The sequence below is a fragment of the Streptosporangium sp. 'caverna' genome, from assembly GCF_003203775.1.
GTDB lineage: Bacteria > Actinomycetota > Actinomycetes > Streptosporangiales > Streptosporangiaceae > Streptosporangium > Streptosporangium subroseum.
Map to the genome: position 1 here is coordinate 3,139,260 of NZ_CP029711.1, position 24,327 is coordinate 3,163,586.

Sequence of the window (24,327 nt, forward strand, 5' to 3'; positions counted from 1 at the left end):
GGTTCACTTCACCAATACCGGAGCGGGATGTGTGGCGACGGGATGCGTCAGCGTCACCTGGACCGCGGTGACCTTGTACTCGGGACAGTTGGTCGCCCAGTCCGAGTTCTCGGTGGTCACCACGTTGGCGCCCGTCACGGGGTGGTGGAAGGTCGTGTAGACCACCCCGACCGGCATCCGATCGTCGATCTTGACCCGCAGGCTGGTCTCCCCGATCCGGCTGGCCAGCGCCACGGTGTCGCCGTCGCGGATACCGCGCACCTCGGCGTCGTGCGGGTGCATCTCCAGGAGGTCCTCCGGGTGCCAGGCCGTGTTCCCGGTGCGCCGGGTCTGGGCGCCCACGTTGTACTGGGACAGGATGCGCCCGGTGGTCAGGATCAGGGGATACTTCCGGGTGCTGCGCTCCTGGGTCGGAACGTAGACGGTCTCCATGAACCGGCCCTTGCCCCGGACGAACCCGTCGATGTGCATGATCGGCGTGCCCTCGGGCGCGCCTTCGTTGCAGGGCCACTGCACGCTGCCGACCTCGTCGAGCTTGGCGAACGACACCCCCGAGAAGGTGGGCGTGGTCATCGCGATCTCGTCCATGATCTGGGAGGAGTCGTCGTACTTCATCGGGTAGCCCATCGCCTGCGCGATCTCGCACACGATCTGCCACTCGTGCTTGCCGGTCTTGGGCGCCATCACCGGGCGTACCCGGTTGATGCGGCGCTCGGCGTTGGTGAACGTCCCGTTCTTCTCCAGGAAGGACGTGCCCGGCAGGAAGACGTGCGCGTACTTGGAGGTCTCGTTGAGGAAGAGGTCCTGCACCACCACCAGGTCCAGGGCCGACAGGGCGCCCGTGACGTGCTTGGTGTTCGGGTCCGACTGGACGATGTCCTCTCCCTGCACGAACAGCGCCCGGAAGGAGCCATCGACCGCCGCGTCGAACATGTTGGGGATGCGCAGGCCCGGCTCGGACTGCAGTACGGCGCCCCACAGCGTCTCGAAGGTGCTGCGGACCGCGTCGTCGGACACGTGGCGGTAGCCCGGCAGCTCGTGCGGGAAGGAGCCCATGTCGCACGACCCCTGCACGTTGTTCTGCCCGCGCAGCGGGTTCACCCCGACGCCTTCGCGGCCGATGTTGCCGGTCGCCATGGCGAGGTTGGCCATGCCCATCACCATGGTCGAGCCCTGGCTGTGCTCGGTGACCCCGAGGCCGTACATGATGGTCGCGTTGCGCGCGCCGGCGTAGAGGCGGGTCGCCGCCCGCAGCTCGGCGGCCGGAATGCCGGTGATCTCCTCGACCGCCTCAGGGCTGTGCTCGGGGTCCGCGATGAACCGCTCCCACTCCGAGAAGTCCTCGCAGCGCTCCGCGACGAACTCGCGGTCCACGAGGCCCTCGGTCACCACGACGTGCCCCATGGCGTTGATCAGCGCCACGTTGGTGCCGGGCATCACCCGCAGGTGGTGCTGGGCCTCGACGTGCGGTGACCGAACCAGGTCGATCTTGCGGGGGTCGGCGACGATGAGCTGGGCGCCCTTGCGCAGCCTGCGCTTGATCCGCGAGGCGAACACCGGGTGGGCGTCGGTCGGGTTGGCGCCGATGACCAGGATGACGTCCGCCTGGTCGACGGACTTGAAGTCCTGGGTGCCGGCCGACGTGCCGTAGGTCTGCTTCAGGCCGTAGCCGGTGGGGGAGTGGCAGACCCGGGCGCAGGTGTCCACGTTGTTGTTGCCGAAGGCCGCGCGCACCATCTTCTGGACGGCGTAGACCTCCTCGTTGGTGCAGCGCGACGAGGTGATGCCGCCGATCGCGCCCACACCGTGCCGGCTCTGGATCTCCAGCATGCGCCGGCCGACGTATCCGATGGCCTCCTCCCACTCCACCTCCCGCCACGGGTCGCTGATCCGCTCGCGCATCAACGGCTTGAGCTGACGGTCGGGATGGGAGGCGTAGCCGAAGGCGAACCGGCCCTTGACGCAGGAGTGTCCCTCGTTGGCCTTGCCGTCCTTGTAGGGGACCATGCGGACGACCTCGTCGCCGCGCAGCTCGGCCTTGAAGGAGCAGCCCACGCCGCAGTACGCGCAGGTGGTGAGCACGGTGCGGTTCGGCATGCCCAGCTGGACCACGGAGCGTTCCTGCAGCGTGGACGTCGGGCAGGCCTGCACGCAGGCGCCGCAGGACACGCAGTCGGACTCCATGAAGGAGCCGCCGGCGCCCGCGGCGATCTTCGTGTCGAACCCGCGGCCCTCGAGCGTCAGGGCGAAGGTGCCCTGCACCTCGTCGCAGGCGCGTACGCAGCGGGAGCAGGCGATGCACTTGCTGGCGTCGAAGTCGAAGTAGGGGTTGGAGCTGTCGGTCGGCTCGTCGAGGTGGTTCTCGCCGTCGAAGCCGTAGCGGACCTCGCGCAGGCCGACGACCCCGGCCATGTCCTGCAGCTCGCAGTCGCCGTTGGCCGGGCAGGTCAGGCAGTCCAGCGGGTGGTCGGAGATGTACAGCTCCATGACCCCGCGGCGCAGCTCGGCCAGCTTGGGCGTCTGGGTGCGTACCTTCATTCCGGGCGCCACCGGTGTGGTGCACGACGCGGGGGAGCCCTTGCGGCCGTCGATGTCCACCAGGCACAGACGACAGGACCCGAAGGGTTCGAGGTTGTCGGTGGCGCACAGCTTGGGGATGTCGATGCCGACCTCGGCGGCGGCGCGCATGACCGAGGTTCCCTCGGGAACCGTCACGGTCTTGCCGTCGATCTCCACGGCCACGGTCGCCTCACCCGGCCGCGCCGGAGTGCCGTAGTCCTTCTCCTTGATCAGGCTCATCGCTGTTCCTCCGTCGTCGTTCCGAAGTCACCGGGGAAGTGCGCGAGGGCGCTCTTCACCGGCATCGGGGTCAGGCCGCCCATCGCGCAGAGGGAGCCCTCGGTCATCAGGTCACACAGGTCGTTGAGGAGCTTCAGGTTGGCCGGCCGGTTCTCACCCGCGACGATCCGGTCGATGACCTCCACTCCGCGCACCGCCCCGATCCGGCAGGGGGTGCATTTGCCGCATGACTCGGCGGCGCAGAACTCCATGGCGAACCGTGCCTGGCCTGCCATGTCCACGGTGTCGTCGAAGACCACCACACCGCCGTGGCCGACCATCGCGTTCGCCGCGGCGAACGCCTCGTAGTCCATGGGCAGGTCGAACTGGGACGTGGGCAGGTAGGCCCCGAGCGGTCCGCCGACCTGGACGGTCCGCACCGGCCGTCCCGACCGGGTGCCGCCGCCGTAGCCCTCCACCAGCTCGCCGAGAGTGATGCCGAAGGCGGTCTCCACGATGCCGCCCCGGGCGACGTTGCCTCCGAGCTGGAAGACCTGGGTGCCCCGGGAGCGGCCCACGCCGTGTCGGGCGAAGGCCTCAGCGCCGTCGGCCAGGATCATCGGCACCGAGCCGAGGGTGAGGACGTTGTTGACCACGGTCGGCTTGCCGAACAGGCCTTCCAGCGCCGGGATCGGCGGCTTGGCGCGGACCATGCCGCGCTTGCCCTCCAGGCTCTCCAGCATGGAGGTCTCCTCGCCGCAGATGTACGCGCCCCCGCCGACCCGGACGAACAGGTCGAAGGAGAGCTCGGAGCCGAGGATGTTCCGGCCGAGCCAGCCCCGCGTGTAGGCGATCTCGATCGCCGTCCGCAGCGTGGCCACCGCGTCCGGATACTCCGAGCGGATGTAGATGTACCCTTCCTGGGCACCGGCCGCCCAGGCGGCGATCGTCATGCCCTCGATGAGGGTGAACGGGTCGCCCTCCATCAGCATCCGGTCGGCGAAGGTGCCGCTGTCGCCCTCGTCGGCGTTGCAGCAGACGAACTTCAGGTCCGACTCGGCCTGCTGGACCGTCTTCCACTTGATGCCGGCGGGGAATCCGGCGCCCCCGCGGCCGCGCAGCCCGGACTCGGTGACCTCGGCGACGACCTCCTCGGGGGTGAGGGACAGAGCGCGCCGCAGCCCGGCCATGCCGCCGTGCGCGGTGTAGTCCTCGGCGGAGAGCGGATCGACGACGCCGACCCGCGCGAAGGTGACGCGCGTCTGATCACGCAGCCAGTCGATGTCCTCGACCGGGCCGAGGCGCAGGCGGTGCTCCGCGCCGTCGAGCATTCCCGCCGCGACCAGCTCTTCGACGTCTTCCGGGGCGACCGGGCCGTACGCGATCCGGCCGGCGGCGGTGGCCACCTCGACCAGCGGTTCGAGCCACAGCATGCCGCGGGAACCCGTGCGGACGACGCGGATCGGGCGACCGGCCGCCGCGGCGGCGATGCCCTCGGCGACCTCGTCGGCGCCCACGGAGCGGGCCGCGGAGTCGCGGGGCACGTAGACGGTCACGGTCTCATCCGGGGCGCTCATGCGTTCACGTCCAGCAGGCGGTCCAGCTGCTGCGGGCTGACCCGGCCGTACAGCCGGTCGTCGACCTGGACCGATGGGCCGATCGCGCAGTTGCCGAGGCAGAAGACCTGCTCCAGGGTGACCGCGCCGTCCTCGGTCGTCTCACCGAAGGTGACACCGAGCCGCGCCTGGGCCTGGTCCGCCAACTTCGCCGCGCCCACCGCCTGGCACGCCTCGGCCCGGCAGATCCGCACCGTCCTGCGTCCGGGCAGGGTCTGCCGGAAGTCGTGATAGAAGGTGACGACGCCGTGGACGTCGGCCCTCGACAGGTTCAGCTCGTCGGCTAGGATGGGGATCACCGCCGGATCGACATAGCCTAGATCTTCCATGACGGCGTGGAGAATCGGCAGCAGAGCACCCCGTTTGTCACGGTGCTCCGCGACGATCGAACGCACCTGATCTTCCAGGGATCGCGTTGGCAATGACGTCATGGCCAGCCCTTCCAATAATAAGACCCTCGCAAATGCAAGGTCATGCATTTTCCGTCGCGCGTCCAATCGTTTTCTGCTATTGCATGATAGACGCCGCCTATCATCCCTGTTCAGGCGGGCGCGGATACGTTCGCGACCTCTCCTCGCTCGGCGGAGACCCCGATATTCGGCCCTACATTCTTTGAACAGGTTAGGCGAAGACGCTATTTACGGGCGGACGGCGCCGGATCCGGCCAACGGGTGGTTCACAAGGGTCACAAGGGCTATGCGAGGTGCCGGTGCACCAGCCGGTCAAGCTCGTCGCGGAGATCGAGCTCGCGGGTGACGTCCAGCAGGGCTCGGGCCAGGACGGGTTCGGGACTGCGATCGGCGACCACCAGGCCGATCCTGGGCGCCTGCGCCGGCCTCTCCATCCGGACCACCCGCATGCCGTCGGGGACGCCGAACATATACAGCCAGGCGTGGGCGATGACGCTGGACCAGCGGTGCGTGGCGACGTGGGCGTACAGGGCCGAGACCGTGTCGGTCTCGATGACGGGGACGGGGGTGGTCCCGAACTCGCGGAAGATGCCGTCCAGGATGCGCCGGTTGCGCATCTCGGGTGACAGGAGGCACAGCGGAAGGGTGGCGAGTTCGGCCCAGCGCACCACCGTCCGGTCGGCCAGCTCCCCGTCGTCCGGGGTGAGGAGGAGATAGCGCTCCTCGTACAGCGGGGTGCCCCGGACGCCGCCGAGCTCCTCGTCGTCGAGGTAGGTCATGGCCACATCGATCTCGAACTCCGCCAGCTGCCGGTTGATCTCGCGGGAGGAGAGCGAGGTGAGGGAGACCCGGGCGTGCGGGTGCCGTTCGCAGAAGGGGGAGGTCAGCAGGGAGGCGGCGGTCAGCGCGGTGGGGATCGCCGCGATGTGCAGCGTGCCCGACAGGCTCCCGCGCATCGTGGACAGGTCCTGTCGCAGCGCGTCGCACTCGGCGAGGATGCGCTGCGCCCACAGCAGTGCCCGCTCGCCTTCCGGGGTGAGCCCGGAGAACCGCTGACCGCGCTGGACGAGGGGCACGCCGAGATCGCGTTCGAGCTTGCGAATGGCCGCCGACAGGGATGGCTGAGAGACGTGACAGGTCGCGGCCGCGCGAGCGAAGTGCCGCTCCTTGGCCAGCGCCACCAGATATTCCAGCTCACGCAACAACACATGAGCGAATATGCCCCGATCGTACGCATGCCGTCTACATCGGCAGGTGGCAGACCTCGGCCGTGCCCCGGCTGCACCAGGGCACGAAGGCGCCGCAGCGGTCCCCGACCGGTCGGGGACCGCTGCGGCCTGGACCCCTTTCAGTTGACCGGAGCGCCTGGCCCCAGAGGGATGCCGAGGGCCCACCAGGCCAGGAAGAGCAGGGTCCAGACGGTGGTCATGGCGATGGCGAGCGGCAGGGTGTAGGAGGCGAGGGTGCCGATGCCGGCGTTCTTGCGGTAGCGCTGGAGGAAGCCCAGGGCCATCAGGAAGTACGGGCTCATCGGGGTGATGGCGGTGGAACCCGAGTCGGCGATGCGGAACAGGGCCTGGGTGGTCTCCGCGGGGACATGGACGAGCATCAGCATGGGGACCAGGACCGGTGCGGCCAGGGCCCACATGGCGGAGCCGCTGGTGACCATGATGTTGACCAGGGTCAGCACGATCAGGATGAGCAGGAAGACGACGACGATCGGCACACCGCTCTGCTTCAGCGCCTCCGCGGCGTTGACGGCCAGGACGTCTCCGATGTGGGTCCAGTCGAAGTAGGCGAGGAACTGGGCGATCGCGAAGAACAGGACGAGCACCGGCGCCATCTGCCTGATGCCCTCCACCATCAGCTTCGGCACGTCACCGGGCTTGGTGATGGAGCCGGAACGCATCCCGTAGACGATGCCGACGAGTCCGAACAGCAGGGCGACGATTGCGGCGATGCCGTCCAGAAGCGGGGACTGGACGATGCTGCCCCCCTCGCCTCGCAGCGGTGAGGACTCCGGCAGGACGATGGCGGTCAGGGCCACCAGGGCGGCCACGAGCGCGATCGCCGCGAACCGGAGCGCGGACCGCTCCCGCGCGCTGAGGTTGAGCTGCCCGATGTCCTCGAGATCCACGTCGGGGTCGGCGTCGAGATCGGGCCGCTTGCTCAGGACGAATTTCGTCACCAGCGTGATGACGGCAGCCAGTACCAGGGACGAGACGATGTTGAAGTACCAGTTGCTCAGGGGCGACACGTAGGCGGCCTCCCCTCCGACGATCTTCGCGGCGGCGGTGGTGATGCCGGCGAAGATGGCGTCGTTGGGGGTGGGGACCGGGCTGGCGTCGTATCCGGAGGCGATGGAGGTGTAGGCGACGACGATACCGAGGATCGGTGAGCGGCCGACGGCGCGGAAGGCCAGGCCGCCGAGGGGCACCAGGATGATGTAGGCGGCCGCCGACGCGACGTGGGCCACGGTGCCCGCGAAGGCGACCGCGAACACGACCCCGGAGGCGGGGACGCGGGAGACCCCGACCTTCATCAGCGCCGTGAGGAATCCGCTGCGTTCGGCCACCGCGACGCCCATGATGACCACGACGATGGTCGCCATGGGCGGGAACGAGGCGAAGTTGTCGATCATCGTGGAGACGGCCATGGCCAGGCCGTCGCCGCTGAGGAGGCTCCGGACCGCGACGGTCTCGCCGTCGCTGGGCGAGACCACGGAGACGCCCAGCCCGGTCAGGGCCGCGCTGATGACGACGAGGATCGCGGAGAGGATCCAGAACAGCCAGAACGGGTGGGGCAGGGCGTTGCCGGCGCGTTCGACGACCGCCATCGCCCTGACGATGCGCGGCAGCGGGGGTTCGGCGGGCTCCCGCGATGTTTCCGGTGTCGCGGGACTGGGGGCGGACATGGCGGCTCCGTACGGGGGGAAGGGCAGCCCGGCATGAACGGGGTGCGGCTGTGGGGGAGGGGGCGTCGGCGTCCCGCCCGCGGGGCGGGACGGCCGCGGCCGAGGGCGCGGCGATGGCGCGGAGGGCCGGATCGCCGCAGGGCGTCAGGAGGCGGACGCCAGGGATGGGAGTGGCGGCGTCGGCTCCGGGAGGCGGGGCTCGGGGTCTGGGAGACGGGGAGTGGCGGGGCCGGCTCGGGAAGGCGAGGCTCGGACTCTGGGGAGACGGGGAGCGGCGGGGAAGTGGCGGGGTCGGCTCGGTGAGGCGAGGCTCGGGGGCCGGGGTGGCGGGGGGTGGTCGAAGGGGTTGGTCAGTGGTTCGTGGCGCGGGGCAGCCGGTGGCGGCGCAGGAAATCCCACAGGACCTGGTGCGCCTCGATGGTCTGGGTGGTGTACCCGCCGCCGCTGTAGATGTCGGCGCCCGGCCAGGTGTGGCCGCCGCCGCTGACCGCGACGTGCCGGACCTCGGCTCCCCTGTCGCAGCCCACCCAGCGGGAGACCGTGATGTCGGGTTCGGTCACCCGGTCGCGGACCCGCTTGGCGCAGTTGTCACGCTGTGCCCACGCGGCGACCCAGTCCGGGATGGCCGGCAGGCCCCGGTCGGCGTCCCCGGTGTAGGGAATCGTGGCGTCGCCCGTCCCGTGGAAGTCGATGACCGGCACGGGGCGGGAAGGACGGCAGTCCTGGCCGGTTTCGGGGTAGAAGGCCCCGGCCACCGGGGCGATCGCGGCGATCCGGTCCGCCATGCGGCAGGCGAGCAGGCCGGTGAACCCGGCGCCGTTGGACTTGCCCGTGGCGTACACGCGCCGCTGGTCGACGCAGAGCCCCTCCTCCAGCGTGTCCAGCAGATCCGAGGTGAACGCGACGTCGTCCACACCGGGCGCCGCGTAGGGCGCGCCCTGCCAGGCCTGCCGGTCGCCGTCGCCGGTGCCGATGACGCCGTTGGGGTAGGCCACGATGGCGGGGAGCGTGGAGAGCTTGGAGAACTCCTCGGTTCCTGCGCCGGTGTTGCCGCGCCCGTGGAAGGAGAGGATCAACGGCCACGCGCGGCGGGGGTTGTAGTTCGGCGGAAGATGAAGCTGGTAGGTCCGTTCGATTCCCTGGCTGTTCAGGGAGTGCAGAGCGCTCGTGCCGGGCGCCTGGGGCGCCGGTGTGCGGCATCCGCCGGACGAGGTGGCCGAGGCTGTGGCGTACGCGGGGGCGGGTGTGCCGCCCAGCAGTAGGCCGGCGGCCGCCGTTGCGGTGAGGGTGCGTAGGAGAACTCTCGCGCCTGTCATGAAGGGCTCCTGTCGTCGGCCGCGTCCATGCGGCCGTTCGGGGGGTTTTGCTGCAGCGCTCAGAGCCGTACGTGCGGGCATGCACGTCGGCGAGCGGTGATGGGCTGGAACGGGGCTAGGCGTCCAGCCAGGTCCTGGTGAAGGCGACGATGCGGGCGACGGCCGCGTCGACGATGGCCCGGCCGTCTTCCCTGGTGGCGTTGCGGGGGTCGCCGAGCACGCCGTTGGGGCTGAGCCGGTCGTAGCGCACCGTGAGGGTGGGGTGGCCGCCACGGAGCGACAGTTGGTGGACCGGGTCGAGTTCGCCGGCGTGGGTGGTGCCGGGGGCGAGTCGCTCGGTGTGCACGAGGTGGGGTGCCAGGTGGAGCATCTGGGCGGTCTCGGCCTCGCCGCTGTGCCCGTGGACCTCGCTGACCCGCATGCCGGCCACCACGTCGGCGGCCAGCGAGGTCAGCGGGGTCCAGGCGAACTGCAGGTCCGGATGGGTGGTGAGCAGGTCCTGGGCGACCGTGGTGAGAGTGGCGTTGTTGCCTCCGTGGCCGGTGATCACGAGGATCTTCCGCCAGCCGTGCCGGTGAAGGCTGTCGGCGTACTCGCGGACCACCGCGGCCAGGGTGATGGTCGTCAGGGTGACGGTGCCCGCGAAGGCGAGGTGGTGCGGTGAGACGCCGACCGGCACCGATGGGCCGATCACCGCGGACCCGGCGAGTTCCAGGGCCACCAGCTCGGCGACGTGCTCGGCGCGAATCGTGTCGGTGGCCATGGGCATGCCGGGTCCGTGCTGCTCGAACGCGCCGGCCGGAATGATGACCAGAGGGCTGGCATGCACGGCCTCGGCCGCTTCGAGCGTCGTCATCTCACCGAGCCGTACGGGGCGCTGCCGGCTCAACGGTCCGCCTCGGGGAACTCGGCGGCCGCGATCGCGTCCCGGATCGCCGTGAGATGCTCGCGGGTGAGCCGCTCGGCTGCCTCCGCGTCGCCGTCGCGTACGGCTTCGAAGATCTCCACGTGCTCGGCGTGGTCTCGGGTCCGGTCGTTGTAGCGGTGCCGGATCTCGACCTGCTCGCGCGCCCGCACGTGGAGCAGCGCCTCGACGGTTTCACGGAGCAGCGCGTTGCCGCTGGCCGCCGCCAGGGCGACATGGAAGTGCACGGACTGGCGGAGCGACTCCTGGGGCGGATGCAGGGCGTTGGCCGACGCCGCCTTCAGCTCCTCGACGGCCTCGGGAACCCTGATCCGGGCGGCGACCGCGGCGATCGCGGGCTCGACGACCAGGCGAGCCTCGACCAGTTCGAGCACCGACTCCCTGGTGCTGCGGGGCAGGTGCGGATTGGCCAGCAGGCGGCGGTCGATGCCCGGCCCGACATAGGTGCCCGACCCGTGCCGGAACTCCACCACGCCGGTCGCCTCCAGCCGGCGCAGCGCCTCGCGCACCGTCGGGGTGGTGACCTCGAAGCGACGCGCCAGTTCCCGAGAGGAGGCCAGCACATCGCCGGGTCCCAGCCGCTCACTGTGGATGATCTCGACGATGTCGTCTGCCAGTCGCTCGGACAACGACTGCTCGCTGTAACTCATAAAGTGAATAGATCACTTGATCTCTTTGTGTGTCAACGGGTGTGACCGGATTGTCTCCGGAGCATCACCCGCTCGATGGGACTCACGTGAGGCGGATTCTCAGGCGGGTCCGCAGGTGGGCGGCCTCCCCGGACCGTTGCCACCGGCGCGGCCGCGACGCGTGGAGGTTTTGGCGGACTTCACCCCGCAGAGGAGATGAGGTGCGATCCGCCGACGGGAGGGCACCCGTGTCGGCCCTCACGCCGGCCTGGCGAGCCGGGCGAAGGAGAGCACGACAACCGTCGACAGCAGCCAGCCCAGCAGGCCGGCCACGTTCAACAGTGCCGAGACCGTCGCTCCAGCCGGGCTGCGCGTCTCGGGATACCACGTCGCGCGCTGACCCAGCGAGATGAGCGGGACGACGGTGTCCACCGTGTAGAACAGCGGGTCGAAGCAGCGCACCTGCCCGTCCCCACACGGCCCGGGCCGGGCGTCGCGCCCCGCCGCGGTCGCCGTACCGTCTTCGGGCGTCGCCACGTCGTCCACGGTGACCAGTCGGCCGTCCACCACGTAGACGTTTCCGCGCGGATCGGTGGCTCGAAGGGTCTGCTGGACCGCGGGGGTCAGCATCATGACGCCCACCAGGGCGAGCAGGGCGCCCAGCAGCCACAGCACCCGGCCCGGCCGGTAGCCGTAGCCGACGGTGAGCCCGTAGAGCAGGTCACGGGCGTTCCTGATGAGACGGCGCGGCGAGCGGCCGCCCGGCGACGGCGCCCGCCTGGCCTGCCGGCGCTGTTCGATGAGCAGCCGCTCGGCCTCCACGGAGTGGCCGTGCTGGCGGAACACCCTGGCCGCCTGCTCGTAGGGACCGGCGTCAAAGGGGACCATCTCGCGCAGCCAGTCGCGACGGGCCCGCCAGTCCCAGACGCCGTCGAACCGGTCGTAGACGAATCCCGCGATCATCGAGTCCCGTGGCCACCTGGCCGGGTCGTCGGCGAGCACCGTGGTGGACGCGCCGGTCAGGTTCACCAGCGGCGGGACCTCGGCCCAGTGCAGGTTCACGCCGCCGCGTGCCGTGGCCGACACCGCCTCGATCCCTTCGGCGAAGGTGCCGCCCTTGCAGTCGATCCTTCCCTCCACGACGCACCGGTTCAGCAGCACCCGGCCCTCGGCGGTGAATCCGTCGGTGAGCATTATCGATCCCCGTGCCACCACCCGCTGGAGCGAGAGTGCCTCACGGCCCGGGTTGTGCAGCCGGGCGCGGCGGGCGTCCAGGACGCCGCCGATCGTCGCGGAACGGAATATCAGCCTGCCGCCGGTGGCCTCCACATCCCGCAGGTTCACCCAGCTGTCGACGACCACGCCCTGCGCCGCGATGAGCGAGCCCTTCTCCGGCCGGCTCCACCGGGTCCCCTGGAGAGTGAGGTCGCCCCTGATATGTGTCCCTGCCAGCCGCAGCGTGCCCTGGACCGCCGCCCCCTCCTCGATGACGAAGCTGGAGCGCAGCTCGGCGTTGGTCAGGTCGAGGGCGCGCCCCCCACCGACGGTGAACTCGCACCCCCGGTGGATCCGGATGGTGCTGAAGGAGCCCATGGAAAGGTCCACGCCGCCGCCGATCCGGCACTCGCCCTCGATGCTGAGGTCCCCGCCGACGAAGAGGCCGGGGGCGCTGATCGCGGTCGCGCCGACACGCCTGTTGGAGTACCCCGCGCGCCGGACCGCCTCGGTGGGCTCGAAGACGGCATCGCGGATCAGGAACTGGCCGGAGATCCGGGCGTTGCCCAGGTCGACGCGGCCGCGGATCAGCGGGCGGCGGCCCGTCTGGTCGTCGATGAGGAAGACGCTGCCGCCGATCTGCGCGTCGCCCAGGTCCAGCGCCAGCCCGCGGTCGGGACGGGTCAGCCGGGCGCCGGTCAGATCCAGCGAGCCCGCCACCTGAACCCCCAGCAGCCGTAGCCCGCCGCGCGCCTCGAAGCCGTGCAGCAGCCGGATCGTCCCGCCGACCCGCATCCGGTCGGCCTGGACGGCCCGCATCGCGGAGTCGATGACCGTGTCCAGACAGAGCAGGCGCCCGCCGATCTCCGACTCGCACAGCCAGACGGCCGCGCTGCAGGAGGTGCTGGCCGAGGTCCACAGATCGCCGGTGATGCGCGATCTGGACAGGTCCAGGTCGCGGCGGACCCGTAGTCCGTTGGCCATGACACCGGGGATCGTGCAGCCGTCGAACGCCAGCATGTGCAGGTCGGCGCCGTCCAGGTGGACGGGCCGGTCGAACACGCAGTCGGTGAAGCGGAGCGGGAAGGAGATCTCCATCCCGCTCAGATCGAGATCGCCGCCGATTCTGGCGCGCTCGATCGCCAGCCCGCGCGGGTCGATCTCCCCGCGGTCCCGCCGGCACAGCTCACGGACCAGACCGCCTTCGACGACGAGTTCCTCGCCGTCCTGCGCCCGCAGTACCCGGCCTGCCGCGCAGGCCCGCAACAGGGACGCCTCATCGATGACGGTCACGCTGCCCGGGCCCCTGCCGACCCGTGAGAAACAGGGCGCAGGCCCCTCTCCGGGCCGGGCGGTCCGGCCACCTCGTCCAGGCGGATCCGTGACCCGGCCCCGATCATTCCCGTGGCACGGGACCGTCGCCGCGCGCGGCCGGGCACCTGTCCGGTGACTGCGGCACCCATGGAGCCGACCGACCCGAGATTTCTCCACCGCCACATGGGCTCAGGCTAATCCCGTCGTTTTCCGCATGCGGAGGTGATCGGAACAACAGGACGATCAGCCTGTGCCGGGGGCGCGTGTTCGGGTGTTCACGACGGTTCCGCGGTGGTGCGCCGTGAGAAGAGCGGAACGCGCCGGCCGTCGGGGTCCACGCCGTGGCCCGTGGCCACCGCACGGTCTCCGGTCGTCTTCACGAACTCCGAATGATCATTCGGTGGCGATCTGCGTGCGACCCCGGCCCAGGAAGATCGCGAAGTGTCACCGGAGGACCGGAGCCCGGCGACCAAGGGTCCCTAGCCGAGGGCGTTGTCGCCGTCGTTCCAGCCGCCGGCCATCTGCCGGGTGTCGAAGAAGTAGTCGGTGAACCGGCGGATCTTGCCGTCTTCGACCTCGAACACGCCGACGACGTCGAAGGCGGTCAGCGGCTTGCCGTCCTTGTCGAGCATCGTCTCGTGCCGCTCGGCGAACACCACGTTGCCGTTGGCCGCGACGTTCGGCAGCTCGACCGCATACCCGTGGATGCCAGCGTTGGCGCGTGCGCGTTCGAGGTCCTCGAGCATCGCGTCGAGCTTCTTGATCGGATTGTCCGGAGACATGAACGAGACCAGCTCGAGGTCCTCGTGCAGCCAGCGCCTGGAGGACGCCACCGCGTCGTCGAAGGTCGGGCCGAACTGCGCCCAGTAGTTGCGGACAACATCCTCAGGGGAGATATCAGTCATGGGGCAACCGTGTCGCACCCGTGTCTACAGATGGTTCACATCTCATGCATGGGCGTCCTCGCCCCGGCCCACCGGTCTCAGCGGGGACGGGGCGAATCAGCCGTCAGGGCGGAGCAGGTCATGAGGTGGTGATGGTCGGCTTGTAGATGTCCAGCCAGAGCGAAAGGTCGAGGGCGCGCTCGATCGCGCGGCGGGCGAGGGGCATCGCCTGCGGGGTTTCGGCCTCGACGGCGCGGCGCAGCCCCTCGCGGTCGATGATGTCGAACACCGGGTTGGCGGCGTCCGCGAGGACGTCACGTGCGCTGTCCCGCAGCGTCGTCGCGTACGCCGGATCCTGGGTGGAGGGGTAGGGGCTCTTGGTCCTGTCCACCACCGACTGGGGGAGCACGTCGGCGGTCGCGCCGCGCAGGAGGCTCTTCTCCCGGCCGTCGTAGGTCTTGAGCGCCCACGGGGCGTTGTAGACGTACTCGACGAGGCGGTGGTCGCAGAACGGCACGCGGACCTCGAGGCCGACGGCCATGCTGGTGCGGTCCTTGCGGTCCAGCAGCACACGGACGAAGCGGGTGAGATACAGGTGGGAGATGCGGCGCATCCGATACTCGAAGTCGCTCTCGCCGTCCAGCCTCGCGATCGTGGCGACGGCGGCGTCGTAGCTGTCCTGGATGTAGCGGCCGAGGTCGAGGGCCCGGCCGAATTCCTGGTTGAGGAAGCCCCGCGTGCGTGATCCACGGGGGAAGGACGCCAGCCACGGGAAGGTGTCCGCCTGCTGGACCTCGGGGCTGAAGAACTGCTGGTATCCCCCGAACACCTCGTCGGCGGACTCCCCGGACAGCGCGACGGTCGAGTGCCGGCGGATGGCGGAGAACAGGAGGTAGAGCGAGGCGTCCATGTCTCCCAGGCCCATCGGGGTGTCCCGGGCGCGGATGATGTTCGCTCGCGTCTCGGGGTCGGCGAGGGCGGCGGAGTCGAGCACGATGTCCTCGTGGTCGGTGCCGGACTGCTTGGCGACGTCGTGCACGTAGGGGGTGTCGGGCGTGGCGCGCAGCGCGGTGGCGACGAAGTTCTCGGCCTGCCCGGCGAAGTCGACGGCGAAGCTGCGCAGGTTCTCCCCGGTGCCCGCCAGCTGCCCGGCGGCGATCGCGGTCAGGGCCGAGGAGTCCAGGCCGCCGGACAGGAGCACGCAGCGCGGGACGTCGGCGACGAGCTGGCGGCGGACGATGTCGTCGAGCAGGTCGCGGACGTGCGCGACCGACGTCTCACGGTCGTCGAGGTGGGGCGCCGTCCGCAGCGACCAGTACCTGTCGATGCGCAGACCGTTGCGGTCGACCCTGATGACGGTGCCCGGCTCGACCTCGCGCATGCCCTTCCAGATCGCGAGGCCGGGTGTCCTGACGAAGGCGAACAGCTCCCGGAGTCCGTCGAGTCCCACGGCCGTCTCGGCCAGCGGGTTGGCGAGGATGGCCTTGGGCTCGGAGCCGAACAGCACCCCGTCGGGGGTCGGGTAGTAGAAGAGCGGCTTGACGCCCATGCGGTCCCGGATCATGACCAGTTTGTTGTGCCGGCCGTCCCAGATGGCGAAGGCGAACATGCCGTTCAGCTGTTCGGCGACCGCTTCGCCCCACTCCAGATAGCCGTGCAGCACGACCTCGGTGTCGGAGGTCGTGCGCAGGACGTGGCCGCGTCGCAGGAGCTCGTTCCGCAGCTCGGGAAAGTTGTAGGTCTCGCCGGAGTACACCAGCGTGACGTCACCGTCGGGAGTCCGCACGCTCATCGGCTGCCGCCCTCCGGGCAGGTCGATGATCGCAAGCCGGCGATGGCCGAGGGCGGCGTGCTCCGTCACCCAGATCCCCTCGTCGTCCGGCCCCCGGCGAGCCATGGTCATGGTCATCGTCTCGACGGTGGGGCGTTCCTCCCGCAGATCGCGCTCGAAGGACACCCATCCCGTGATTCCGCACATGTTCGATCCCCTGTCTCACCGAGGTTGTATCGCCAGTTGTGTCGCAATACTCCCATTTTCGCTACCCTTAGTGTAAGAATGCCCTTAGTGAAGTCAAATGGCGACAAGGTCGAAAACCGGTAGGCTGTGACCATGCGAGCAGGTGGACTGCGGGAGCTGAAGAAGACCCAGACACGCCAGCTCATCGCCGACACGGCGGCCTCGCTCTTCCGCGCTCAGGGATATGACGAGGTCACGGTCGACGAGATCGCCGCGGCCGCCCAGGTGTCGAAGAAAACGGTGTTCAACCACTTCCCCACCAAGGAGGACCTGGTCTTCTACCGGGCCGACGAGCGCGAGGCCATGTCGCTGGCCGCCGTCCGTGAGCGTCCGCCCGGGATATCCATCCTCGACTCGTTCCGGCAGCTCTGTTCCGAGCAGGCCAGGCTCATCCCGGGGATCCGGCGGGACCTCGCGCGTCCTCGTGGGTTCTACGACCTCGTGAACGGCAACCCGTCTCTGCAGCGCAAGATGTACGAGGTCAACGCCCACCTCATGAGCACCCTCGCGGAGGCGCTGGCGTCCGAGGCAGGCGCGGAGGCCGACGATCCCATCCCGTCCATCGTCGCCTCCACCCTGATCGGCGCGCAGCGGGCGCTGTACCGCCGGCTGCGCGAGCGGGTGGCGAGCGGCGACGACGACGAGACGATCGAGTCCGCCCACCAGCGCGATGTCCGCCGGGTCTTCGACCGGCTCCGCGACGGTCTGGGGGACTACCCTCCGCAGTGAGCCGGGGCGGGAGCGGCCGGTGGGTCGCCTCGTCCGATCCGGCCGGCCTCACCCGCTCCGCGGCCGGGCGGTGGGCTCCACGGCGGTAGGTTCCGCGATCTTATTCGATGGCGGTTCAGGGCGAGTTCTCCCAGCGGACAGATGATGCGGGAGGCAACGGCCTCCCGCCTGCCCCTAGCGTTGTGCCCGCTCGAGGCGGCCGGGGGGCCGCCAGGGCACGAGCGAGGACAGGGCGATAACTGTGCGAAAAAGACGGATGACGGCCTTCGCCGTGACGCTGCTCGCGACCGTGATGCTCTCGTTGGGGTCGGCATCCGCGTTCGCCACGGCGAATGGCCAGGTCTCCGCACGGCACGAACAGCTGCGGGTGATGAGCCTCAACATCTTCTACGGCGGTGACGAGCTTGATCTCGCCACCCATGATTTCTGTGCGACGGCGAACGGGTGCCCGCAGACCCTGCGGCAGGTCGAACGTGTCATCCGGGATGCGCACGCCGACGTGGTGGGGGTGCAGGAGTCGGAGCGGAACACCGAGCGGATCGCGTCGGCACTCGGCTGGTACGGCAGCGATCGTGCGCACGTGATGTCCCGGTTCCCGATCATCGACCCGCCCGGCAGCAATGGTCTGTACGTGTTCGTCCAGGTGGCCCCGGGCCGGGTGGTGGCCGTCGCCAACACTCACACGCCCTCCGACCCCTACGGCCCGTACCTCGTCCGGGACGGCGGCAGCCTGAACAAGGTGCTCGACCTGGAGCGCAAGGTCCGCCTGCCCGCGGTGCAGGACCTGATCCGGGTGCTCCCCAAACTGGCCCGCGAGGGGATCCCGGTCATGCTGACCGGAGACTTCAACAGCCCCTCCCACCTGGACTGGACGCCCGCGGTCGCGGCGGTGCGCCCGGAGGTCCGCTACCCGGTGGCCTGGCCCGTCAGCAGCGCCCTGGCGAAGGCGGGCCTGCGGGACACCTATCGCGAGGCGCACCCGGACCCCGTCGCCGTCCCCGGTTTCACCTGGACGCCGGGCGGCCCGGAGGGCGACCCGCACGAGGTGCACGACCGGATCGACTGGGTGCTGAGCGCCGGCCCGTCCCGCACGATCGACAGCAAGGTGGTCGGTGAGGTCGGCGGACCGGACGTCGGGGTGGAGGTCTCGCCCTACCCGACCGACCACCGTGGAGTCGTTTCCACGCTGGACGTCGTACCCGCGGTGCCGCCGGTGCTGGTGGCACCGGACAGCCGCCGGGTGACGATCGGCAAGACGCTGTCCGTCACCTATCACGCACCCGGCCGGCGGGGAGAGCAGGTGGCGCTGCTGGACGGTCGCGGCCGGATCGCGGCCTCGCACCCGACGAGCACGGACGGAAACCGCGACGGCACCGTACGGATGTCGACGAAGGGCCTGGCCCGCGGGCGTTACGACGTCGCCCTCTCCTCCGGCGGCAAGGTGCTCTCCCGGACGCCGGTCTGGCTCTATCCCCAGGGAGAGCCGACCAAGGTGTCGGTCGACAAGCGTCGATACAAGGCGGGGGAGTCGATCGGCGTCAACTGGTCGAACGCGCCGGGCATGGGACTGGACTGGGTCTCGGTCTTCGCCTGCCCGGCCGGAAAATGCAAGGACTCGTCCGAGTATCTCGTCTACACCTACACCGCCTCGGCGATCGAGGGTCACGCCAAGATAGGACCGCACTCGATCGGGAGCGAAGACTCGTGGCCGCTGCCCCCGGGGCGGTACGTGGTGCGGCTCCTGCCCGATGACGGGGTGCTGCCGGTGGCCCAGTCGGCCATGTTCACGGTGACCAAGAAGTCGTAACCGGGCCACGGGCGGCCCTGCCCCGTGCACGCCGACCGGCCTGGTCCGGTCGGCGTGCGCGGAGGTCACACCCGGCCCGTCCGCGCACTCGACGTCCACCGCACTCGACGTCCGCCATGTCCGGCCGGCTACGCCTCGGGTGAACGCGGTCATGCTCTCGGCGAATTCGAGACGCCGTTGACTCCTCCGGAGCCAGGATGGCCGGTATGAGGCTTCTTGTCCTTGGTGGGACGCATTTTGTGGGACGAGCCGTCGTCGAGACGGCACTGGCGCGGGGTGACGAGGTCACCACGCTCAACCGAGGGATGAGCAGGGCCGCCGCGACGGGGACGGACTCGATCATCGCGGACCGGACCGACCCCGAGGCACTGCGCGCGGCTCTCGGAGATCGGGAGTGGGACGCGATCATCGACACCTGGAGCGGGGCGCCGCGCGTGGTCCGCGACGCGTGCGGGCTGCTGGCCGGTCGGGCCGGTCACTACGGATACGTGTCCAGCCGATCGGTTCACGAGTGGCCGATGCCGATCGGTGCCGACGAGCACGCCCCACTGGTCGACGGAGATCCGGACGGGGACGACGCCGAGGACTACGCCGCGGCCAAACGCGGCGGCGAGCTCGCCGCCCTGAGGGCGTTCGGTGACAGAGCCCTGCTCGCCCGCGCCGGACTGGTCCTGGGTCCCTACGAGAACATAGGGCGGCTGCCCTGGTGGTTGCGCCGCATCGAGCGCGGCGGCCGGGTCCTGGCGCCCGGCGAGCCCGCCCGTCCGCTCCAGTACATCGACGCGAGGGACCTGGCGGCGTGGATGCTCGTCGCCGCGGAGCGCGGTGTCGGGGGTGCGTTCAACACGGTCAGCCGCCTCGGGCACACCACCATGGGTGAACTGCTCGCCACGGCGGTGAAGACGGTCGGATCGGACGCCGAGCTGGTCTGGACCCCACCCGAAGTGATCGAGGAAGCGGGTATCGGTCCGTGGGTCGAGTTGCCGATCTGGTTGCCGGACAACGCCGAGTTCGGCGGTCTGGTCAGCGGAGACGTCTCCGCCGCCTACAACGCCGGGCTCACCTGCCGGCCGGTCCAGGAGACGGTCGCCGACACCTGGGCCTGGCTCCAGGCGGAGGGCGACCCACCCCTTCGAGCGGACAGGCCCCAGGTCGGGCTCGATCCCGCCAAGGAGAAGCAGGCGCTCGACAGGCTCACCTGAAGATTGTGACGAGTGAGAAGCGTCCTGAATTCCGCTTCGAGTGGACCGTGCGAGCTCCCTTCGGGTAGGTCGTACGGGTTCACGTTCGGGTGGGTCGTACGGGTTCGGGCGGGCGGTATGCGGATGAAGGGGTTCGCGACGTGCTCGGGGTGCTCGTCAAACAGGATCGGCTGCCGGACGTGGGCGGATGAGCTCGATGGAGCCGCCGATCCGGCGCGTGCCGAGGCCGCCGAGCAAGGAGTTGGAGCCCACGTTGGTGACGTCGGCCTCGGCGGCCACCTCGGTCGTCCCCCGCTCGTGCAGGACGGCGAACGCCTGCGCGAGCAGGACTGTGGCGAGGCCCCGGCGACGGTAGGGGCGTCCGACGGCGATCAGGCCGAGCCTCGGGCCGCCGGGGTCATTCCAGACCCGGACCAGTCCGGCATATCGGCCGGTTGATCGCTCGATGGCCACCAGGTAGGTGGCCGGATCGAAGGCGGGGGAGTCATAGGTCTGTTTGCGAAACCCCTGTGGCTGCCATGTCCATCCGTCGGCGCCCGGAACATCCTGCCGTAACTCGTCGTCCAGCTCCCGCAGCCGGTCCTCATCCACCTGGTCGGCGGTGACGATCTCGATCCCTGGCGGAACGGTCCTGTCGATCAATCCGGTGATCGCCGGATCGGTGGGGATGGCGTAGAGGTGCTCTCGCCGATGGACCGCGAAGCCCGATTCCGCAAGGTGCCGGTGCTTCTCATCATCGGATTCATCGATCTCGGTGTAGAGATCTCGCTGGAAGTGCCGCGCGACGGCCTGGACGAGCGGCTCGTAGGCGTCTGCTCGCCAGCAATCGAGGGAGGCGACGCATCGGTCGTCCGGTCGCACGAACGCGGCGGCCCTCCCGACGGCCAGCTCGCCGTGGTGGGCCGCCCATCCGTCGGGCGTCATGGTGATGACAATGCTCATGGTCTGGACCGTAGGCATGCCGGACGAGCCCGCGCCACTGCTTTTGTCCCGCCCCATGGAGGCCGCCCATCCTGCCGCGACCGATGCGCGGGGTCCTCGCGACGGTGCGCGGCGCCCTCACAGTGCGGCGCCGATCCAGCACGAACCGGGTGTCCGCGGTGCGCACCACCAGGGCCTCGCCGATGAGGGCGTCGTCGACGTCACCGGTGATGGCGAAGCTCTCCACGCGCCCGCCGGGGAACTCGACACCGTGCCGATCGGGTGGGGCCGCTCGGTGCAGGCAGCGTGAGCCGCACCGGAGCCGGCGTACGGGCTCCTGCTGCGGGACCGGGCGAAGCCGCGGCGCGTCGAGGCTGGGCGATGGCCGACGCCGCGGCAGCGCCGAGCAGCGAGCGTCGGGTCAGGCCAGGCTCAGGGGTCGTCTCGCGTTCAATATGGAAAAAATGTAAGGTCAGCCTTCCATTAAGTCAGGTTAGCTTGACTATATGGAATGGCTGCTTTACTTTCGTGTCATGGCGAAACAGCAGGACCAAGTGACGCTCGCGGCTCGCCGCGCTGTCCTCATCGATGGCCTACCCGTGGCCGTTCTGGGCCCGGTGGCCCTGGCGCTAGGCAGTGATCCCGACCAGAGCACCGCTCAGAAGGCCTGGTGGATCGCGGCTACCGCCGTGTTCGCTCTCGCCGTGGCCTGGGTCCTGCTGCGGGCGTTCCGGCGTGCAGACGAATACCTGCGCAAGATCCAGCTGGAAAGCATGGCCATCGCCTTCGCGGCAGTCCTCGTGGCGCTGCAAGTGGCCACCGTGCTCGACGCCGCGGGCGTCATCCAGCTCCATCAGCTCACGCAGCTGATCCTTCTCGGCGGGGTGGCTACCTGGCTTGTGATCGCCGACCTGCGCACCCGCCTGCACCGATGAAAAACCGACTACGCGAACTGCGAGCAGCCCGCCGGTGGAGCCAGGCCGCCCTGGCCGACCGGTGTCAAGTCTCCCGACAGGCCATCAACGCCATCGAGACCGAGCGGTACGACCCCAGCCTGCCCCTGGCGTTTACCATCGCCGACGTTTTCGGCCTGACCATCGAGGAGATCTTCCTGCCCGACAGGGCGGACACGACGGACGACCCGGCCCGATCCTGAGCGCCTCAGGCCGGCTTCCAGCCAGTCGGCGCGAGCGAGCGGGCGGGGACGGAGGCACCGTCTCCGTCGGCATGACCGGATCGTCCACCACACAGGTTCAGATCACAACCCGTTGTTGTCGTACCAAGGCATCCTCACGATGCGGTGCCCTCACAGGTGCCTCCACAATGGAGGCATGTCCTCACGCACGCCACGCTCGCCGCGGGCCCGCGCCACCTCGACGACGACCTGCCCCTGCGGGCTGCCCGCGGCCTATGACGACTGCTGCGGCCGGTTGCATCGCGGGGAGGCCCGGGCGACCACCCCGGAGCAGCTGATGCGTTCCCGCTTCAGCGCGTTCGCCGTCCATGACGAGGCATATCTGCTCCGCAGCTGGCACCCCAGGACGAGGCCGCCCGGCATCGACTTCGACCCGGCGACGCGCTGGCTGCGCCTGGACATCCTCGGCAGCACCGGCGGCAGCCCGCTCACCGGTGAGGGCACGGTCGAGTTCCGCGCCCATTACACCGAGCGCGGACACGCGGGCGAGCTCCATGAGAACAGTCGCTTCGTGCTTCACGACCGGGCCTGGGTCTACCTCGACGGCATCGTCGGCGACCAGCCGGGCTTCCCCGCGTAGCCCCATCTCCGTGCGACGCGGCTCCGCACGGTACGGCTCCGCGCGGCACGGCTCCGCGCGATACGTCCCTGTACGACGCGGCTCCGCACGGTACGGCTCCGTGCGACGCGGCTCCGTGCGGGCCTCGGTCTCGACCGGACCGCCGCCGGGGTCGCGCGGCGGGGTGGCACCGCCGGCGACCACCGCGACGGCGGTCTAGTTAAAGATCATCCGTACCCCCTGGAGTCAGACGGAGCCAGACGCAGGTATCCGATGGCAGCAGCCCGTCGACGACGGGACCGCTGGCCAGCAGGACGCCGTGGTGCGCGGGCAGCTCGATGGGAGCTTCGGAGAAGTTGACGACGCAGGCGAAGCCGTCGCCCCGGACGAAGGCGACCGTTCCGGGGCCGGCGTCGAGCCAGGAGACGGTTTCCGGCAGCCGGGTCAGATCGGTGCGCCGCAGGACCAGGGCGGCGCGGTAGAGCGACAGCATGGAGCTGGGCTCGCCCGTCTGAGCCTCGACGGTGGTGTCCTTCCAGGCCAGAGGCTGGGGAAGCCAGGGTTCGGTCGCGGCGTCCGGCGGTGAGAAACCGAACGGGGGATGCTCGCCGTTCCACGGGAGCGGGACGCGGCAGCCGTCACGGCCGCGGTCGGTGTGGCCGGAACGCTCCCAGGTGGGATCCTGGAGCAGATCGTCGGGGATGTCCTCGACTTCGGCCAGGCCCAGCTCGTCGCCCTGGTAGACGTAGACGCCGCCCGGGAGGGCGAGGGTGAGAAGGGCCGCGGCCCGGGCCCTGCGCAGCCCGAGGTCGAGGTCCGTCGGAGCGCCGTGGCGCTTGTTGCCCATGTCGAACCCGGTCTCCTGCCTGCCGTACCGGGTGACGTGACGGATCGTGTCGTGGTTGGAGAGCACCCAGGTGGGCGGCGCGCCGACGGGGGCGTGCGCGGCGAGGGTCTGCTCGATCACCTCGCGGATCGGGCCCGGCTCCCAGGCGCAGCACAGGAACTCGAAGTTGAACGCCGAGTGCAGCTCGTCGGGGCGCAGATAGCGGGCGAACTGGGAGGGGGTGGGCAGCCACACCTCCCCGACAAAAACGCGCTCGCCCTCGTAGGCGTCGATGATGGCGCGCCAGGAGCGGTAGATGGCGTGGACCCCGTCGGTGTCCTGGTACGGCAGGTCGGCGGGGTCGGGGTCGGGGCCGACGTCGGGCAGCCCGGGTTTTTTGGTCAGGCCGTGGGCCACGTCGATGCGGAAGCCGTCCACGCCCCGGTCCAGCCAGAATCGCAGGATGTCCTCGAACTCCTCCCGGACCTGGGGGTGTTCCCAGTTCAGGTCCGGTTGCTGCGGGGCGAACATGTGCAGGTACCAGGGGCCGGGAGAACCGTCGGCCTCCGTGACGCGGGTCCAGGCGGGACCGCCGAAGTAGGACTGCCAGTCGTTGGGCGGCAGCTCGCCGTGCTCGCCCCGGCCGGGGACGAACCAGAACCGCTCGCGGGCGGCCGAACCCGGCGCCGCCGCGAGAGCCTCCCGGAACCAGGGGTGGCGGTCGGAGCAGTGGTTGGGAACCAGGTCGACGATGAGCCGCAGGCCGTTCTCGTGGGCCTCGCCGATGAGGGCCTCGGCCTCGGCGAGGGTGCCGAAGATCGGGTCGATGTCCCGGTAGTCGGCGACGTCGTAGCCCGCGTCCGCCATCGGCGACACGTACCACGGGGTGAGCCAGAGTGCGTCGACGCCCAGGTCACGCAGGTACGGCAGGCGCTCGCGGATGCCGGCGACGTCGCCGATGCCGTCGCCGTTGCCGTCGGCGAAGCTGCGCACGTAGATCTGGTAGATCGAGGCGGTGCGCCACCAGGCGGCGGGGGAATGAGGCATGGACGGGTTCTCCTGACTGGATG

The 24,327-nt window shown here is 70.0% G+C and carries 20 protein-coding genes; 7 read left to right on the forward strand and 13 right to left on the reverse strand.

Annotated features, from left to right (window positions below; genetic code table 11):
* Positions 1–3: 3 nt before the first annotated feature.
* The 11 genes from fdhF to asnB all read right to left on the reverse strand — a co-directional run bounded on the left by fdhF (position 4) and on the right by asnB (position 15,979).
* The gene (fdhF, locus tag DKM19_RS13895) at positions 4–2,799 is read right to left on the reverse strand and encodes a formate dehydrogenase subunit alpha (RefSeq protein ID WP_110696053.1); all 2,796 of its coding nucleotides are present in this window, start codon (positions 2,797–2,799) and stop codon (positions 4–6) included.
* Positions 2,796–4,355: an NADH-quinone oxidoreductase subunit NuoF gene (locus DKM19_RS13900; protein ID WP_110696054.1), complete on the reverse strand. Its 1,560-nt coding sequence runs from the start codon at positions 4,353–4,355 to the stop codon at positions 2,796–2,798. Before DKM19_RS13900 ends, fdhF begins: the two co-directional genes overlap by 4 nt.
* On the reverse strand, positions 4,352–4,873 hold the full coding sequence (locus tag DKM19_RS13905) for a formate dehydrogenase subunit gamma (protein ID WP_369988799.1): 522 nt from the start codon (positions 4,871–4,873) through the stop codon (positions 4,352–4,354). The genes DKM19_RS13900 and DKM19_RS13905 overlap by 4 nt, the downstream gene beginning before the upstream one ends.
* A 215-nt stretch (positions 4,874–5,088) precedes the next feature.
* Positions 5,089–6,012 carry a LysR family transcriptional regulator gene (locus DKM19_RS13910; RefSeq protein WP_110696055.1) on the reverse strand — a complete coding sequence of 308 codons (924 nt, stop codon included), beginning with the start codon at positions 6,010–6,012 and terminating at the stop codon, positions 5,089–5,091.
* 140 nt (positions 6,013–6,152) lie between these two features.
* Positions 6,153–7,718: an AbgT family transporter gene (locus tag DKM19_RS13915; protein ID WP_110696056.1), complete on the reverse strand. Its 1,566-nt coding sequence runs from the start codon at positions 7,716–7,718 to the stop codon at positions 6,153–6,155.
* Positions 7,719–8,068: 350 nt separating this feature from the next.
* Entirely contained in the window at positions 8,069–9,034 is a 966-nt protein-coding gene (locus DKM19_RS13920; protein WP_110696057.1) for a PHB depolymerase family esterase, read from the reverse strand.
* 115 nt (positions 9,035–9,149) lie between these two features.
* Entirely contained in the window at positions 9,150–9,923 is a 774-nt protein-coding gene (locus DKM19_RS13925; RefSeq protein ID WP_239514247.1) for a creatininase family protein, read from the reverse strand.
* The gene (locus tag DKM19_RS13930; RefSeq protein WP_089212090.1) at positions 9,920–10,609 is read right to left on the reverse strand and encodes a FadR/GntR family transcriptional regulator; all 690 of its coding nucleotides are present in this window, start codon (positions 10,607–10,609) and stop codon (positions 9,920–9,922) included. Before DKM19_RS13930 ends, DKM19_RS13925 begins: the two co-directional genes overlap by 4 nt.
* A gap of 237 nt (positions 10,610–10,846) precedes the next feature.
* Complete coding sequence (locus DKM19_RS13935) at positions 10,847–13,096, reverse strand: hypothetical protein (protein ID WP_162641479.1); 2,250 nt, start codon at positions 13,094–13,096, stop codon at positions 10,847–10,849.
* A 500-nt stretch (positions 13,097–13,596) separates the two neighbouring features.
* Entirely contained in the window at positions 13,597–14,022 is a 426-nt protein-coding gene (locus DKM19_RS13940) for a limonene-1,2-epoxide hydrolase family protein (RefSeq protein ID WP_110696060.1), read from the reverse strand.
* A gap of 118 nt (positions 14,023–14,140) precedes the next feature.
* Positions 14,141–15,979 (reverse strand): asparagine synthase (glutamine-hydrolyzing), encoded by a 1,839-nt coding sequence (gene asnB / locus DKM19_RS13945; protein WP_110696061.1) that lies wholly within the window; start codon positions 15,977–15,979, stop codon positions 14,141–14,143.
* A 132-nt stretch (positions 15,980–16,111) separates the two neighbouring features.
* Here asnB and DKM19_RS13950 point away from each other — a divergent pair, with 132 nt between their 5' ends.
* From DKM19_RS13950 to DKM19_RS13960, 3 genes are all read left to right on the forward strand, one after another.
* Entirely contained in the window at positions 16,112–16,747 is a 636-nt protein-coding gene (locus tag DKM19_RS13950) for a TetR/AcrR family transcriptional regulator (RefSeq protein ID WP_162641480.1), read from the forward strand.
* Positions 16,748–17,003: 256 nt separating this feature from the next.
* Complete coding sequence (locus DKM19_RS13955; RefSeq protein WP_110696063.1) at positions 17,004–18,554, forward strand: endonuclease/exonuclease/phosphatase family protein; 1,551 nt, start codon at positions 17,004–17,006, stop codon at positions 18,552–18,554.
* 206 nt (positions 18,555–18,760) lie between these two features.
* A complete protein-coding gene (locus DKM19_RS13960) occupies positions 18,761–19,756 on the forward strand; it encodes an NAD-dependent epimerase/dehydratase family protein (RefSeq protein ID WP_110696064.1) in 996 nt (331 codons plus the stop codon).
* Between the two features lie 156 nt (positions 19,757–19,912).
* On the opposite strand, the gene DKM19_RS13965 is transcribed toward DKM19_RS13960, so the two are convergent.
* Entirely contained in the window at positions 19,913–20,698 is a 786-nt protein-coding gene (locus DKM19_RS13965) for a GNAT family N-acetyltransferase (RefSeq protein ID WP_162641482.1), read from the reverse strand.
* Between DKM19_RS13965 and DKM19_RS49425 the strand changes: the two genes are divergently transcribed.
* The 4 genes from DKM19_RS49425 (at position 20,691) to DKM19_RS13985 (ending at position 22,452) form a co-directional block, all read left to right on the forward strand.
* Positions 20,691–20,987, forward strand: a complete 297-nt coding sequence (locus tag DKM19_RS49425; RefSeq protein ID WP_162641483.1) for a hypothetical protein — start codon at positions 20,691–20,693, stop codon at positions 20,985–20,987. The genes DKM19_RS13965 and DKM19_RS49425 overlap by 8 nt on opposite strands.
* A 196-nt stretch (positions 20,988–21,183) precedes the next feature.
* On the forward strand, positions 21,184–21,612 hold the full coding sequence (locus tag DKM19_RS13975; RefSeq protein ID WP_204358791.1) for a hypothetical protein: 429 nt from the start codon (positions 21,184–21,186) through the stop codon (positions 21,610–21,612).
* Positions 21,609–21,833, forward strand: coding sequence for a helix-turn-helix transcriptional regulator (locus DKM19_RS13980; RefSeq protein WP_110696067.1), 225 nt, complete (start codon positions 21,609–21,611; stop codon positions 21,831–21,833). The genes DKM19_RS13975 and DKM19_RS13980 overlap by 4 nt, the downstream gene beginning before the upstream one ends.
* A gap of 175 nt (positions 21,834–22,008) precedes the next feature.
* Positions 22,009–22,452 (forward strand): YchJ family protein, encoded by a 444-nt coding sequence (locus DKM19_RS13985; RefSeq protein WP_110696068.1) that lies wholly within the window; start codon positions 22,009–22,011, stop codon positions 22,450–22,452.
* A gap of 199 nt (positions 22,453–22,651) precedes the next feature.
* Here the strand turns inward: DKM19_RS13985 and DKM19_RS13990 are convergent, their stop codons facing one another.
* Positions 22,652–24,304 (reverse strand): glycoside hydrolase family 13 protein, encoded by a 1,653-nt coding sequence (locus DKM19_RS13990; RefSeq protein WP_110696069.1) that lies wholly within the window; start codon positions 24,302–24,304, stop codon positions 22,652–22,654.
* Positions 24,305–24,327: the final 23 nt, after the last annotated feature.

Coding starts and splice junctions, on each gene's coding strand:
- fdhF (WP_110696053.1), bottom strand. CDS start 2,799: ATGAGCCTGATCAAGGAGAAGGACTACGGCACTCCGGCGCGGCCGGGT.
- DKM19_RS13900 (WP_110696054.1), bottom strand. CDS start 4,355: ATGAGCGCCCCGGATGAGACCGTGACCGTCTACGTGCCCCGCGACTCC.
- DKM19_RS13905 (WP_369988799.1), bottom strand. CDS start 4,873: ATGCATGACCTTGCATTTGCGAGGGTCTTATTATTGGAAGGGCTGGCC.
- DKM19_RS13915 (WP_110696056.1), bottom strand. CDS start 7,718: ATGTCCGCCCCCAGTCCCGCGACACCGGAAACATCGCGGGAGCCCGCC.
- DKM19_RS13920 (WP_110696057.1), bottom strand. CDS start 9,034: ATGACAGGCGCGAGAGTTCTCCTACGCACCCTCACCGCAACGGCGGCC.
- DKM19_RS13930 (WP_089212090.1), bottom strand. CDS start 10,609: ATGAGTTACAGCGAGCAGTCGTTGTCCGAGCGACTGGCAGACGACATC.
- DKM19_RS13940 (WP_110696060.1), bottom strand. CDS start 14,022: ATGACTGATATCTCCCCTGAGGATGTTGTCCGCAACTACTGGGCGCAG.
- asnB (WP_110696061.1), bottom strand. CDS start 15,979: ATGTGCGGAATCACGGGATGGGTGTCCTTCGAGCGCGATCTGCGGGAG.
- DKM19_RS13950 (WP_162641480.1), top strand. CDS start 16,112: ATGCGAGCAGGTGGACTGCGGGAGCTGAAGAAGACCCAGACACGCCAG.
- DKM19_RS13955 (WP_110696063.1), top strand. CDS start 17,004: ATGACGGCCTTCGCCGTGACGCTGCTCGCGACCGTGATGCTCTCGTTG.
- DKM19_RS13960 (WP_110696064.1), top strand. CDS start 18,761: ATGAGGCTTCTTGTCCTTGGTGGGACGCATTTTGTGGGACGAGCCGTC.
- DKM19_RS49425 (WP_162641483.1), top strand. CDS start 20,691: ATGCTCATGGTCTGGACCGTAGGCATGCCGGACGAGCCCGCGCCACTG.
- DKM19_RS13965 (WP_162641482.1), bottom strand. CDS start 20,698: ATGAGCATTGTCATCACCATGACGCCCGACGGATGGGCGGCCCACCAC.
- DKM19_RS13975 (WP_204358791.1), top strand. CDS start 21,184: ATGGAATGGCTGCTTTACTTTCGTGTCATGGCGAAACAGCAGGACCAA.
- DKM19_RS13980 (WP_110696067.1), top strand. CDS start 21,609: ATGAAAAACCGACTACGCGAACTGCGAGCAGCCCGCCGGTGGAGCCAG.
- DKM19_RS13985 (WP_110696068.1), top strand. CDS start 22,009: ATGTCCTCACGCACGCCACGCTCGCCGCGGGCCCGCGCCACCTCGACG.
- DKM19_RS13990 (WP_110696069.1), bottom strand. CDS start 24,304: ATGCCTCATTCCCCCGCCGCCTGGTGGCGCACCGCCTCGATCTACCAG.